At 63.4% G+C, this 13,846-nt stretch carries 14 protein-coding genes; 10 read left to right on the top strand and 4 right to left on the bottom strand.

The window, feature by feature from the left end; all coding sequences use genetic code 11:
- The first annotated feature begins 25 nt into the window (after window positions 1–25).
- From AC0L3O_RS20710 to AC0L3O_RS20685, 6 genes are all read left to right on the top strand, one after another.
- Window positions 26–1,477, top strand: coding sequence for an FAD-binding oxidoreductase (locus AC0L3O_RS20710; protein ID WP_473616473.1), 1,452 nt, complete (start codon window positions 26–28; stop codon window positions 1,475–1,477).
- Between the two features lie 11 nt (window positions 1,478–1,488).
- A complete protein-coding gene (locus AC0L3O_RS20705; protein ID WP_473536910.1) occupies window positions 1,489–2,217 on the top strand; it encodes a FadR/GntR family transcriptional regulator in 729 nt (242 codons plus the stop codon).
- 2 nt (window positions 2,218–2,219) lie between these two features.
- Complete coding sequence (locus AC0L3O_RS20700) at window positions 2,220–2,657, top strand: VOC family protein (RefSeq protein WP_473524735.1); 438 nt, start codon at window positions 2,220–2,222, stop codon at window positions 2,655–2,657.
- A gap of 67 nt (window positions 2,658–2,724) precedes the next feature.
- A complete protein-coding gene (locus AC0L3O_RS20695; RefSeq protein ID WP_128246961.1) occupies window positions 2,725–3,771 on the top strand; it encodes an ABC transporter substrate-binding protein in 1,047 nt (348 codons plus the stop codon).
- On the top strand, window positions 3,771–4,547 hold the full coding sequence (locus AC0L3O_RS20690; RefSeq protein ID WP_031254866.1) for an ABC transporter ATP-binding protein: 777 nt from the start codon (window positions 3,771–3,773) through the stop codon (window positions 4,545–4,547). The genes AC0L3O_RS20695 and AC0L3O_RS20690 overlap by 1 nt, the downstream gene beginning before the upstream one ends.
- A complete protein-coding gene (locus tag AC0L3O_RS20685; RefSeq protein WP_287180427.1) occupies window positions 4,544–5,302 on the top strand; it encodes an ABC transporter permease in 759 nt (252 codons plus the stop codon). The genes AC0L3O_RS20690 and AC0L3O_RS20685 overlap by 4 nt, the downstream gene beginning before the upstream one ends.
- A gap of 101 nt (window positions 5,303–5,403) precedes the next feature.
- Here AC0L3O_RS20685 and AC0L3O_RS20680 read toward each other — a convergent pair whose 3' ends face one another.
- Both AC0L3O_RS20680 and AC0L3O_RS20675 read right to left on the bottom strand, forming a co-directional pair.
- Window positions 5,404–5,868, bottom strand: coding sequence for an SRPBCC family protein (locus AC0L3O_RS20680; RefSeq protein WP_473536908.1), 465 nt, complete (start codon window positions 5,866–5,868; stop codon window positions 5,404–5,406).
- A 39-nt stretch (window positions 5,869–5,907) separates the two neighbouring features.
- On the bottom strand, window positions 5,908–6,777 hold the full coding sequence (locus tag AC0L3O_RS20675) for an SDR family oxidoreductase (protein WP_473536907.1): 870 nt from the start codon (window positions 6,775–6,777) through the stop codon (window positions 5,908–5,910).
- Window positions 6,778–6,880: 103 nt separating this feature from the next.
- Between AC0L3O_RS20675 and AC0L3O_RS20670 the strand changes: the two genes are divergently transcribed.
- From AC0L3O_RS20670 to AC0L3O_RS20655, 4 genes are all read left to right on the top strand, one after another.
- Window positions 6,881–7,771, top strand: coding sequence for a LysR family transcriptional regulator (locus tag AC0L3O_RS20670; protein ID WP_473536905.1), 891 nt, complete (start codon window positions 6,881–6,883; stop codon window positions 7,769–7,771).
- A 513-nt stretch (window positions 7,772–8,284) separates the two neighbouring features.
- Entirely contained in the window at window positions 8,285–8,926 is a 642-nt protein-coding gene (locus AC0L3O_RS20665) for a peroxiredoxin-like family protein (protein ID WP_091590900.1), read from the top strand.
- A gap of 339 nt (window positions 8,927–9,265) precedes the next feature.
- Window positions 9,266–9,448: a hypothetical protein gene (locus AC0L3O_RS20660; RefSeq protein WP_413468436.1), complete on the top strand. Its 183-nt coding sequence runs from the start codon at window positions 9,266–9,268 to the stop codon at window positions 9,446–9,448.
- Window positions 9,449–9,569: 121 nt separating this feature from the next.
- Complete coding sequence (locus AC0L3O_RS20655) at window positions 9,570–11,126, top strand: serine hydrolase (RefSeq protein WP_473536903.1); 1,557 nt, start codon at window positions 9,570–9,572, stop codon at window positions 11,124–11,126.
- 208 nt (window positions 11,127–11,334) lie between these two features.
- Here AC0L3O_RS20655 and AC0L3O_RS20650 read toward each other — a convergent pair whose 3' ends face one another.
- Both AC0L3O_RS20650 and AC0L3O_RS20645 read right to left on the bottom strand, forming a co-directional pair.
- The gene (locus tag AC0L3O_RS20650) at window positions 11,335–11,580 is read right to left on the bottom strand and encodes a MoaD/ThiS family protein (protein ID WP_023799104.1); all 246 of its coding nucleotides are present in this window, start codon (window positions 11,578–11,580) and stop codon (window positions 11,335–11,337) included.
- On the bottom strand, window positions 11,568–13,844 hold the full coding sequence (locus AC0L3O_RS20645; RefSeq protein ID WP_287230053.1) for a xanthine dehydrogenase family protein molybdopterin-binding subunit: 2,277 nt from the start codon (window positions 13,842–13,844) through the stop codon (window positions 11,568–11,570). The genes AC0L3O_RS20650 and AC0L3O_RS20645 overlap by 13 nt, the downstream gene beginning before the upstream one ends.
- Between the last annotated feature and the right edge of the window lie 2 nt (window positions 13,845–13,846).

The following is a 13,846-nucleotide window of genomic DNA, read 5'->3' as shown; positions in this document are numbered from 1 at the left end:
TAGGATGACCGTATGATCTGACCCGATGGTCACGGATCGCCCCTCTCAACGCGAAGCTTCCGGCGCAATTGCTGAGCTGCCTGCGCAGTTGGCGGGTGATGCGCTGATAGACGGCCGGTCGCCCCAGGCGGAGCGCTACCTCATCGATTGGAGCCGCGACAGGCGCGGAAGTTCCCGCTTCATCGTGCGTCCAGGATCGGTGGAAGACGTCCAGGCGTTTGTGAGATGGTGCTCGCAGAGCGGTATCGCCATCGTCGTGCAGGGTGGCAATACCGGACTTGCCGGTGGCGCCATTCCAGACAATTCGGACTACGCAGTGCTGTCGCTTGAGCGTCTCAATCGGATACGCCGCGTCGACCCGCTCGACTTCACGCTGCAAGCGGATGCCGGGGCCGTGCTGCAGGACGTCAAGGACGCCGCTGAAGCATCCGAGATGACCTTCCCGCTCGCGCTTGGCGCACAGGGATCGTGCACGATCGGCGGCAATGTCGCGACCAATGCCGGCGGCATCAATGTGCTGCGCTACGGCATGACGCGTGATCTGGTGCTCGGGCTTGAGACGGTCCTGCCGGACGGGACACTGTGGAGCGGCATGAACGGGCTGCGCAAGGACAATCGCGGCTACAGCCTGAAGCAATTGATGATCGGCTCGGAAGGGACGCTGGGAGTCGTCACCGGCGTCGAGGTAAGGCTCTCGCCCCGGCCGACGCAGGTCGAGACCGCCTATGTCGGACTGGGCAGCTTCCGCCAGGCGTGCGAGCTGTTCCGGACGGCAAGGCATCTCTGCTCTGACCTTCTCAGCGCGTTTGAGGTCATCGGCGAGGAGTGCCTGCCGCTGGTCCACCTCATCGATCCGAACCTGCGCTCGCCGCTGACGCAAGAATGTCCGGTTCATGCGATCGTCGAACTCGCCTGTGGGCCAGGGATAGATGCCGGCGGCCTTCTTGAAATTATGCTGGCGCGCGCCCTCGAGGCCGACCTGATCAGGGACGGCGTCGTCGCGCAAAGCCGCTCGCAGGCTGCCACATTCTGGGCCATCCGTGAGGGCCTGGTCGAGGGGCAGGCGCGGCGCGGCTATCATGTCCGCACCGACCTGTCGGTTCGTCTCAGCCAGGTGCCGACGCTGATCGAGCAAGCACGCGCGTGTGTCTTGCGAGACTGGCCTGGCTGGACATCCCTGACCTATGGCCATGCGGGCGACGGCAACATCCATTTCAACGTGCTGCCTCCCATCGATTGCGACCCCGGCGAAGCGAGGACCGTGGGGCAGGCGGTTTTGACCCGGCTCTACGAGCTGGTCGGAGCGCTCGGCGGCTCGTTCAGCGCCGAGCATGGCGTCGGTCGCAGCCGCAGTCACGTGTTCTGGGCCGGCCTGTCGCAGCGCGAGCGGCAGCTTCATTTCGCGATCAAGGCAGCCTTCGATCCGGCAGGCCTGTTCAATCCGACATGTCTCATTCCTGATCCGGGCGATTTGTAGGGGAAAGCCGCATGAAGCAGCGTTCGTCCATCATCGGCAGCGTGGAGGCGCTTCCGCATCGCGTCGCTTCGCATCTGAGCCGCGAGATCGAGGGCGGCGACATCATCCCGGGAGCCCGGCTCCCCACCGAAAGCCAGCTCGCCGACAAGTTCGGCGTCAGCCGAAATGTTGTCAGGGAAGCGATCGCGCAGCTTCGCGCCGATGGCATGATCGAGGCGCGTCAGGGCGTAGGCGCATTCGTCATGGCGCCGGAACAGCGGACCGCCATCCGGATCGACCGTGAGGCGCTGAAAGACCAGCGCAACATGGAGCAGCTCTTCGAGCTGCGCAGCATCCTGGAGACCGAGTCCGCCACGCTGGCCGCGGCGCGCTGTAAATCCGATGATCTTGACGCAATCAAGGCTGCGCTGGACCGCATGGGCGGCGAGGAGCGCTGGGAGGATGGCAGCATCGAGGCCGATCTGCTTTTCCATCGGGCGATCGCCCGGGCGACCGGCAATAGTTACATCTACACCTTCATTTCCTTCGTCTGCGAGCAGATCCGCCAGTCGATCCACTATGCCCGCCTCACCAACCCGCTCCACGACCTGGTCGAGGTCAACGTTGCCGAGCACGTGCGGATCTACGACGCGCTCGCCGCGCATGATCCGCAGGCTGCCGGCGAGGCGATGCGCCGGCACATCGAAGGCGCCGCATCGCGCGTAGGCGTCGAGCTCACCGCCATCAATCGAGGCAAATGACCATGTCGCTCGGGCAGATCAAGGCAATCACCGATATCTGCCTGCTTGTAGAGGATATCGACCGCACCATCGACTTCTACACGCAGAAGCTTGGCTACCGGATCAGACGCCGCGCCGAGGGCTTTGTCGATTTTCATTCCGAGCGCGTGACGCTCGCTGCATGGCAATTGGACCACATCAATCGCCACTGCGGCGTCTCGAATGTCCGCTCACCGAAGCAGGCGCACAAGGCATGCGTCGCCATGGAACTCGAAAGCGCCGGCGAGGTCGACCGGCTCTACGCCGAACTGTCGGACAAGGGCGTGCCGTTCGTCGGGCCGCCCGGCGACTATGTCTGGAACGCGCGCTGCGCCTACTTCCACGATCCCGACGGGACGCTGTGGGAACTCTATGCCTGGACCGGCGCCGGACCGGGCGACTATCACGACACGCAAGTGTGATTGGATCGCGACGGCCTCGCAAGAAGGGCCGCGCCGCATGCAAACAGTCCAACAAAGGAGCAAGAAGATGAGTGGGAACGCATCGCAGTGGAATCGCAGATTGATCCTGAAGGCCGGCGCCGCCGGCCTGGCGGCTTTCGGGCCGGGACTTCAGCTGTTTGGCGCCAGCGCCTCGGCAGCCGCCAAGCTCGTGGTCCAGTATGACTGGCTGATGTCGAACGGCCAGATCGGCGACGTCGCAGCCGTCGCCAATGGCTACTTCAGCGAAGCCGGGCTTGAAGTGGAGTTCAGCCCCGGCGGGCCGAACGCCGCCACCGTGCCGCCGGTGGTGTCCGGTGCCGCCCAGCTCGGCCAATTCTCGGAATCGCCTCAACTCTATGCCGCGCGGGCGAGCGGCGTTCCGGTGAGGATAATCGCCTGCGGCTATCGCACCGGACCCTATGCGCTGACGTCGAAACCGGAGAAGCCGATCCGGTCGGTGGCGGATCTGAAGGGGATGCGGATCGGCACGCAGCCGACCGCGCGCTTCGCCATCGACGCGATGCTCGCGAAGAACAAGATCGACCCTTCCGAGGTCACCATCGTCAATGTCGGGTTCGACAAGGCGCCGTTGGTTCGTGGCGACGTCGATGCGATCGGCGGCTGGATCACCAACACGCAGGCGCTCAGCGTCGTCGGTGACGATCGCATCGATCTGCTGTTGTCGGAGCTCGGCCTGGCGTCCTATGCCAACGTCTACTTCGCGACCGACAGCGCCATCGAATCCGATTCCGCGACCCTGGCGAAATTCATCGGGGCGGTGGCCAAGGGGTGGGGCTGGGTCCACGCCAATCCCGAGCAGGCGGTCGACAAGCTCGTCGCGGCCTATCCCGAGATCGACGCAGGCTGGGAAAAGAAGACGATTTCCCTGGTGCTGAAACTGTCGTTCGACGACAACACGAAAAAGGATGGATGGGGCACCTTCGATCCTGCCTCGATCGAGAGCCAGATCGCGCTGCTTGACCAGATTGGCCAGTATCCAAACGGCAGGCCGAAGGCCGAGGACGTCTATACGACGAAGGTGCTCGAACTCAGTGCGGCTGATCGGCCGAAGCTCGGCGCGCCCGCCTCTTGATGGCCGCGCCGGCCATCGAAACTTCCGGGCTCGACGTCGGCTATCCCGGCCGGCGCTCGCCCGTGACGGTGATCTCCGGTCTCGAACTGACAGTCGAGGCCGGGACATTCCTGTCGATCCTCGGGCCTTCGGGGTGCGGAAAGTCGACGTTTCTGCGGGTTGTCGCCGATCTTCTGGCGCCGCTCGCGGGCACGATACGCGTGATGGGCGAAACGCCGTCGGCGGTGCGCTCCGGCCGGGGCGTGGGTTTTGTCTTCCAGGACTCGACCCTTTTGCCGTGGCGCACGGCGCGCGAGAATGTGCGGCTGCCGATCCAGGTGGGCCGCCGCAGCCTGTCGCGCATGATAGACGACCGCGCCGACGAGCTGCTCGAACTCGTCGGGCTGTCGGCGCTTGGTGAGCGCCTGCCGCATCAGCTTTCCGGCGGACAACGCCAAAGGCTGGCTATCGCCCGGGCGCTGCTTGGCGAGCCACGTCTGCTTCTGATGGACGAGCCGTTTGGCGCGCTTGACGAGATCACCCGCGATCGCCTCAACGACGAACTGCTGAACCTTTGGCGGCGGACCGGAACGACCGTGCTGTTCGTCACGCATTCCATTGCCGAAGCCGTCTATCTCGGGCAGCGCGTGATCGTGCTTGCCGCCCATCCCGGACGGATCGTCGCCGACCACGACCTTCGTCCGCTGAAGGGGCCGGACAACAGATGCTCGCGCGAGGATCCGGCGATCGTCGCGGCAATGGCCAGGATGCGCTCCGCCCTCGGAGCGGCGTCGTGAACCAGGGCGCGCTTTCGCCATTCGCACAGGCTGCGCTGCCGATCCTCGGCGCCGGCTCGCTTATTCTCGCATGGCAATTCCTGCTGCCGCTCGCCGGCGTGCCCGCTTACATCGTTCCGACGCCGACCGCGATAGCGGGCGTGTTTGCCGGGAACGGATCGCTTCTCCTGTCGAACCTCTGGCCGACGGCCATCGAGGCGCTCTCCGGCTTCGTGCTCGGCAACCTCGCCGCAGTGCTGCTGGCGGTCGTCTTCGTTCACAGCCGTACGCTGCAGGCGGCCTATTTTCCGGTCGTGCTGTTCTTCAATACGATCCCGGTGCTGGCGCTGGCCCCGGTCGTCATCCTCATCTTCGGCCTCGGCATGCTGCCCAAGATCGTGATCGCGGCGGTGATCTGTTTCTTCCCAACGCTCATCAACATGATCCGGGGTCTGGAATCGGCGAGCCCCAGCGAGCACGAGCTGTTCCGCGTGCTGTCGGCGACGCGCTGGGAAGTATTCTGGCGCCTGCGCCTGCCGCGCGCGCTGCCAATGCTTTTCGCTTCGCTGCGGATCGCCTCGGCGACCGCGGTGATCGGCGCGATCGTCGGCGAGTGGATCGGCTCCGACAAAGGTCTCGGCGCGCTGATCATCCAGGCGACCTTCAACTACCAGTCCGACCGGCTCTACGCCGCCATCGTGCTCTCATCGCTGTTGTCGATCGGGTTCTTCATGACCGTCGTCGCCGCTGAGCGATGGTCGGTTCGATACCGTTAGAGGCGGCTGAACGCGTCGGCGATGGACGTAGCATCATTTGTTCCCGCGAAGGCAGGGCGCCTCCTTGAGAGCCGCCCTGTTGCTTGTGTTTCTGGCGATGATTAGAGCTTTCCCGCTGCGAGCAGTTCGCGGGTCCGCTTCAGCGTCGACAGCAGGGCGGCCTTGTAGCCGTTTTCGCTGCCGAACTGAGCCTGCTCGGCCTGCTCCTCGCGACCGTTTGGCTCTTTGCCGCGCAAGCCAATGTAGCAGTAGAAGCGAAGCTGCAGTGCGCCTTCTCCATCTTCGTTGACAATCGCTCCCTCGCGCGGACCGGATGCCTGGAAGAAGGTGACCTTGCTTTCCGGCTCGAGCGTGACGATTTCGCGCAGGTCGTGGCCACCGATCGTGGCCTCACGCACGAAGTGGGTAGCGCTTTCCTCCACAACGTCGCAACGGGTGCAGAGACCCGTGACAAGGAACAAGCGGGCGTCGCGTGCTTTCAGCTCGAGACCCTTCCACACTTGAGCGCGCGTCAATGGGACTTCGCCTTCCGGGTTCACCGGAACTGTGGCAGTTGAATAAATCATGATGACAGTCCTTGTGATCAGACAGGGGCTGCGCTTCCGTCAGGCGGAGGCAGCGGTTTCCGAGGCGAAGGCTCGATATGGGCGCAGTGGACGTCCGAGCAGGGCAGTCAGGCGCTCGACGTCGCCGGCCCCAGGCAGCATCCCGTCGGTGAAGAAGCGCTCGCCCATCAGACGCATGTCGTAGGCCATCCAGGCGGGCACGAACTGCTTGAGATTTTGCTCAAAATCCTCGGTATTGTCGCCGCCGTAGTTGATCGGGCGGGCGAGCACGTCTGACCAGATGGCGGCGATATCCGCCCCAGTCAGTGTCTCTGGACCGACGAGGTTGATCCAGTCGATCGCAAGCGGCTCTGCGGCCTGTTCACGGCGCAGCAGCTCAAGGGCGGCGATCTCGGCGATATCACGGACGTCGATCATGGCGAGACCCTTGTCGCCGATCGGCATTGTGTAGGTGCCATAGCCGGTGATGACGTCTTTGATCATCAGATCGTTCTGGATGAAGTAAGCTGGGCGCAAGATCGTAGCCTTTAAGTCCATCTGCTCGATCATTCGCTCGACGCCGAACTTGCCAGCGAAATGGGGCACGTTCACGTAGCCGTCAGCGTGGATCACCGACAGATATACGATCCGCTCGATACCGGCCGATCGGGCGACGTTCAGCGCGACCAAAGCTTGGGTGAATTCGTCCGGGACTACGGCGTTCAAAAGGAACAGAGTGGAAACTCCAGACATGGCTTTGCGCAGCGAATCGACATCGAGAAAGTCGCCTTGCACGACGGATACGCCTGCCGGGAAGTTGGCTTTCGACGGATCGCGGACGAGAGCACGTACATCAGCGCCGCGCTTGACGAGGTGTTCGACGACTTGGCGGCCAATATTGCCTGTGGCCCCGGTAACGAGAATGGTCATGAAATTTCTCCTGTTGGGTTGCTTGACACGGCCAATATGTGTGGCTCACTGAGGGTCCAATAGGCTGAAATTTTAGACGCACCGTCTCGCTGGTGGAACACACATGGATCTTCTTGCCCTCGCCGATTTTAATCTCGTTGCCCGCCACGGTGGTTTCGGCAAAGCGGCAAGGGCCACCGGACGGCCTAAGGCGACCCTGTCCCGGCGCGTTGGAGAATTGGAAAGCAGCCTTGATCTGCGCCTGTTTGAACGGGGTGCGCGTAGCCTGAAGCTCACCGAAGAAGGACGGGCGCTCTTCGAGCGGACAGGGGCGCTGCTTGCCGAACTGGACGAGACGGCTTCGGCGATTGCCTCGGGCGGTCAGAGACCCAGGGGCAGATTACGGATTAGCGCACCTTTGCTTTTTTCTCAGACCGCAATGGGGAGGATTGCTGCGGGGTTTGCCCTTAAATATCCGGAGGTGAGGCTGGAGGTTACGACTGAGGATCGGCCTGTTGACATGATCGAGGAAGGCTACGATCTGGTAATCCGAGTCAATCCAGATCCCGACGAAAGCCTTGTTGGACGGGCGTTTCTCCGCGACCGCCTGGTCGTAGTGGCGAGCCCTGACCTTCCTCGCGCGAGTGGTGGACTCGCCGCTCCTGGCGTCGCGCGCTGGGCGGGCGATCGGCAAATATGGCACGTGAAGACACAAGGTGGCCGGTCAACAATTGCAATCGAGCCTGTCCTCGCTTTGTCGATGCTCGTCATGGTCCGGGATGCGGTACGAGCCGGCGTCGGTGCAGCACGTCTTCCCATTTCGTTGGTGGCCCACGACTTGGCTGACGGCACGCTGGTACTATGGGGGGATATCGACGGCCCCGAGATCGCTCTATGGGCGCTCTACCCATCTCGGCGGCTACTCAGCGCGCGAGTGTCGGCGTTCTTGAATTTTCTAAAACAGGCCTTCCCAAATGGGACGCCGGACGAACTAGCCGCCTATATTGGCAGGTGATGACCGAACCCGCGTTCGGGCGTAGAAAGTCCTATGCAACAAAAAAACGAAAACTGAGAAGCGCTTTGCCAGCGTCATGGATGAACTCACGTCCCATGCCAGCCTGCTTAGCAAAATGTGCTGGAACTATGGCCTGTCTTCCGATGCACTTTGTCAACAGAACCTAGGGGTGAAAGTCTGACGCTTGGTGCCGGTGGACGGCAAGAACCGACCCGTTGACGACCTTGGGCGTTGCAGACTTGAACCTCCAAATCGAGGTCGGGAACCTGACCTTCAGCGCAAGAGCATTCGGGAGTGCGCTCTCGTAAGGTAATTCACCACATTTGGCGGCACCCGCATATGCTTTTTCGTGTTATGATGGGCTTGCAACGCGCGTAATCTCGACCTCGGCAATATGGCAGAGGTCGAAAGCTATTGCCTTGGCACAGGAAGCTTTCGCCCCAGCACTTGATCGCCTCCGAAACGCTGGGTGTGCTGCTTTCCCTGACTGACCCCGGGGCGAGGAGGTTGTCCATGTCCACGAGTAGTGTTGACCGCCCGCTGCAGCCGGGCGACCGGGCACCGAATGTTGTGCTCAATGCGATCTCACGCGAAGGCAAGATCGCGCTCGATGATTTTCGAGGCCGTAGCCCGTTGTTGATCGGGTTGTTCCGAGGCCTGCACTGTCCGTTCTGCCGGCGCCATGTCGCGGCGATGGCGCAACTCAAGCCGGCCCTGCGTGAGAAAGGCGTCGAATGCCTGGCTGTGGTCAATACGCCGGTCGAGCGGGCGCGGCTCTATTTCCGTTACCACCCGGCACCCGATCTTCTCGCCGCATCCGACCCGGAGCGAGCCTCGCACCGTGCTTTCGGCTTGCGCGAGGTCGGGATGGACACGGTCATGGCGATACCGTTCCATCTCCCGGGCGAGTTGCCCGAGCCTATGAACGTCATGGCAATGAATGAATTTCTTAACAAGAAGGAAGGATATGAGATTACGGAAGTCGATCAGCAGGCGATGGCTTCCAGCCAGGCGCAGCTTGTCGGTCAGTTCCTAATCGACCGGGCGGGCATCGTACGCTGGAACTTCACTGAAGTTCTGGAGGATGGCCTCAACACCTTCAGAGCGCTGAATCCCGAGGAATTGATGTCGGCAGCTTCCCAAGTTGCACATTAATAGGCTGCGGAAATGGGCTGCTGAAAACTCGCTCGACGGCCACCGTCCTGTGGTGATTCTTTGGATTTAACAATCATCGAAATGCTCAGCGCAGGAGGCTAAGGTCTGCCCGTGGGCTTCGTAGCGATTTCGATTCAACGGTCTGCGGACCGCCCCGACGCTAGAGTGAGCAAGCCGCATAGGCGGAGCGACGTCCGCTCCTTGCCGCAATCACGTCGTTCCGACAGGCGCGCATACGGCAAGTTTCCACCCTGAGCTGCCCTACGCGTCGGGTAGCAAGCGTCAGGCTTTCACCACTAGGCGCCGCCTCCGGCGGCTTACCGCCGCGATGCGACCGCGGTGATCGGCGCGATCGTTGGCGAATGGATCGGGTCCGACAAGGTCTTGGCGACGATCGTCGACGCGACCTTCAACTATTGGTCCGACCGGCTCGACGCCGCTATCGTGCTCTCATCGCTGTTGTCGTTCGGGTTCTTCATGACTGTCGTCGCCGCCGAGCGATGGTCCGTTCGATATTTTTGACCGGTTGGCTACCGGGATGGCCGCTTGGCGTCGCGCAGCGGACTTTGCTGTATCGCGCAGGCGAGGGCTGGCCTTCCCTGCGTCGGCCTGTAGTATGACAGTGCTTGCAGGGAGCTCGAGCGTGGGGTTGGGTCGGAATTTCCGCCGTTGGGGGACGTTGGCCTTCATCGCCGTCATGGTGCTTTCGCCGCAGGCGGCGTCGGCCGACAGCCTTACGCCCGACCGGATCACTGCCGCCCTGTCGAAGCTCGAACTGCTCGCCGAAGGTGTCGTCGCGGACGGTGCCGTACCCGGTCTCGCCATCGGGGTCGTGCATGACGACAAGGTGGTCTTTCTCAGAGGGTTCGGGCGTCGCGAGGCCGGCAAGCCGGAGACCGTCGACGCCGACACGGTGTTCCAGATCGCCTCCCTCTCCAAGCCAGTCTCGGCAACGATAGTGGCGGCGCTGGTCAGCGAGGGCATCGTATCCTGGGATGCGAAAATCGTCGATCTCGATCCCGCCTTCCGGCTCGCCGAGCCCTATCCGACCAGTGAACTCACGGTCCGCGACCTGTTTTCGCACCGCAGCGGGCTTCCCGGCACCGCCGGGGACGATCTTGAGGACATTGGCTACGATCGCGCGGAGATCCTGCGTCGTCTGCGGTTCGTGTCGCCATCGTCGAGCTTTCGCGCCGGCTACTCCTACAGCAATTTCGGACTGACTGAGGGTGCCGTCGCGGCCGCGAAGCCGACAGGCAAGTCCTGGGAAGAGGTCGCCGAGGAGAAACTCTACCGGCCGCTTAAAATGGTTTCGACCAGCTCCCGTCATGCGGACTTCATCAAGCATGCCAACCGCGCTGCGCTCCACGTCAAGATCGACGGCGTCTGGGCCGCGAAGGTAAAGCGCGATCCGGATGCGCAGGCGCCCGCGGGCGGTGTCAGCTCCACGGCGCGCGATCTCTCGCAATGGGTGCGCCTCGTGCTCGGCAATGGGGTCTACGCCGGCGAGACGCTCATTAAGGCAGATGCACTGGACCAGACGCATGTTCCCCTGATGGCGCGCGGCAGGAACCCCGTCTCAGGCGGCACGTCCTTCTACGGCCTCGGCTGGAATGTCGAATTCGGCCGGCACGGCCTGAGCTGGGGCCATGCCGGCGCCTTCAGCGTCGGCGCCCGTACCCTGGTGACAGTTTTTCCTGAGGAGAAGCTTGGCATCGTCATCGTCGCCAACGCCTTTTCGACAGGGGTGCCGGAAGGGCTGTCCGACAGTTTCGCCGATCTCGTTTTCGACGGAACGGTCGAGAAGGATTGGATCAAGGCATGGGACGATACCTATGCGGGTCTGTTCGGCCCGGCAATCGCGGCGGCCAACGCCACCTATGCCGCGCCACCGTCTCCGGCAAGCCCGGCCCGGCCAGCCAGCGCCTATGCAGGCCGTTACTCCAACGATTTCATCGGCGATGCGGTCGTGTCGACTGCGGGCGACGCTCTTGCGCTCAAGGTCGGGCCAGCCGGCGCCCGGTCCTATTCGTTGAAGCATTTCGACGGCGACCTCTTCCTGACCTTCCCGGACGCCGAGACGCCGGACAGGCCCTCGGGCGTAGGCTTCGACATCGGCCCCGACGGCAAGGCGTCGGCCATGACAATAGAGTTTCTCGACGATAACAATCTCGGCACGCTGCAGCGCGTCGGAGATTAGAGTTCCTCTGCGCCTTCGTCATCCTGGGGCGGAGCAAGGAGCGAAGCGACGCGGCGCAGACCCTGGGATCCATTCCGTTACATAAGCCGAAGAATGCTGCGGCTCAGAATAAAAGCGCTCTGTAGCGATCTTTCGCGCCCCCTCGCGCTGTTCCTCCGCGATCAAAGGTTCTGCACCGCAGCAGCGCTCCGAGGTAAGATGGTGCCAACTATCCTCCCGCCAGTCTCGGCAGCAGGAATATCTCAGCGCCCTGCGGCAATTCCTTCGACCAGGTGTCGCGATAGATAACCCCGTCTATGGCGACTGCGATGCCGCGGTCGATGTAGGGCTCGAAGCCGGGATACTGCTCAGCCAGCTTCCTGAACAGCTCCCGAATATCCTTCGCCTCGATCTCGACCTTGCTCTTGCCTCCGGCGATTGCGCCGAGCGATCCCCAGAGCGTTACTTCGACCATCGGCCTCCCCGTTCCGCCTCGATCGCCGCGAGAATCCGCGGCGGCGACATCGGGATATGCGTCATCCGCACGCCCGCGGCGTTCGACACCGCATTGGCGATCGCCGCCAGCGGCGGCACGATCGAGGTTTCGCCGACGCCCCGCACCCCGTAAGGGTGGTTGGGATTGGGGATCTCGAGGATCTGCGTGTCGATCATCGGCAGGTCGGAGCAGACCGGGATGCGGTAGTCGAGAAAGCCGGGGTTCTGCAGCCGCCCGTCCTTGCCGTAGACGTACTCTTCGTTGAGCGCCCAGCCGATGCCTTGCGCGGCACCCCCCTGGTACTGCCCCTCGACATAGGTCGGGTGCACCGCCTTGCCGGCATCCTGCACGACCGTGTAGCGCAGCACCCTCGTGGCGCCGGTCTCCGGATCGACCTCGATATCGCAGATATGGGTGGCGAAGGAGACGCCGGCGCCGTCGGCGACGAGCTCGCTGTGGCCGGCGATCGGCCCGCCGGTCTTTCCTGACCCGGCCGCGATCTCCTTCAGAGACAGCGCCGCAAGGTTGCCGTACTTCTCGCCTTTGGCGATGGCGTGGCCGTTTTCCCAGAGCACGTCGTCGACGGGAACATCCCACATCTGCGCGGCGCGTTCCCGCAGGATCTTGATGGCGTTGCGGGCGGCCGAGATCGTCGCCATCGAGGAGGAGAAGGTACCGCGGCTGCCGTCCGTCATGTCGTTGTAGCCGAGGCTGGAGGTGTCGGCGACCACCGCCTTGATCTGCTCATAGGCGATGCCGAGTTCCTCCGCCGCCACCAGCGACAGCGACGCGCGGGAACCACCCACATCGACCGTGCCGACGGCAAGCGAGACCGAGCCGTCCATGCCGATGTTGAGGTCGGTGCAGGTCTGGCCGCCGAAGTTGAACCAGAAGCCGCAAGCCATGCCGCGGCCCTGGTTCTTACCCAGCGGCGCCTGCATGTGCGGATGGTTCTTCGCCGCCTCCAGCGTCGGGCCGATGCCGATCGGGCCGTAAACCGGGCCGTAGGACGATCGGGTGCCTTCCTGGGCGGCGTTCCTGATCCGGAACTCGACCGGATCCATGCCGATCTCCTTGGCCAGCTCGTCGACGGCACTTTCCACTGCAAACGCCGCCATCGGCGCCGATGGCGCGCGATAGGCCGCCGTCTTTGGCCGGTTGACCAGCACTTCGTAGCCGACCGTCCTGACGTTAGCGAGATTGTAGCAGGCGAACGCGGTCATGGCGCCGAGCTCGGCCCACATGCCGGCATAGGGGCCGCAGGAATAGCGCAGCGTCGCCTCGGCCGCGGTGATCGTGCCGTCCTTGCGGGCGCCGATCCTGACGTCGATCGAGGTGGCACTGGTCGGCCCGGAGGCGCGGAACACCTCGTCGCGCGTCATCACCAGCTTGACCGGCCGGCCGGCCTTGCGCGAGAGCGCCAGCGCCACCGGCTCGGCCCAGACGTGTGTCTTGCCGCCGAAACCGCCGCCGATTTCCGACGAGGTGACGCGCAGCTTGGAGGCTTCCATGCCAAGCAGCTGAGCGCAGTGCTGGCGGTAGACGAAATGGCCTTGCGTGCAGACCCAGAGGTCGGCGGTGCCGTCGGAACTGACGCTCGCCACGCAGGCATGCGGCTCGATATAGCCCTGGTGCGTCTGCTCGGTCTTGAAGGAGCGTTCGACGACGTAATCGGCCTGGCCAAATCCCTCATGGATGTCGCCATGGCCGTACTGGCTGCGTTTGGTGACGTTGGACGGCTTGACGGGCTTTTGCTCAAGGCCCTCGGTGAAGATGGTGTCGTCGAGCACGGGCGCCGAGTGCTTCATCGCCTCGTCGACATCGGTCACATGCGGCAGCACTTCATAGTCGACCTCGATCAGCTTCAGCGCCTGCCTTGCCGTGCGGGCGTCGACCGCGGCGACCGCGGCCACCGCATGGCCGTCATAGAGCGCCTTCTTGCGCGCCATGCAGTTGTCGAGGATGTCGTACATGGCGGCATCGCCGTCGGTGAGGTCGGGCAGGTCGGCCGCGGTGATCACCGCCTTCACGCCGTTGAGCTTCTCCGCCTTCGAGGTGTCGATCTTCCTGATCGTGGCGTGCGCGTGAGGGCTTCTCAGGACACGCCCGACCAACTGGCCGGCCATGTTGAAATCCGCGCCATAGCGCGCGCGGCCCGTTACCTTGTCGACGCCGTCGGGGCGGATGGGACGCGTGCCGACGGAGGCGAAATTGCGTCCGGAATAGCGCGGATCGAAGTTCATCG

The organism is Mesorhizobium sp. WSM4810 (assembly GCF_055811235.1).
The sequence above is the reverse complement of the archived record's forward strand: the minus strand, read 5'-3'. Positions and strand labels throughout refer to the sequence as shown.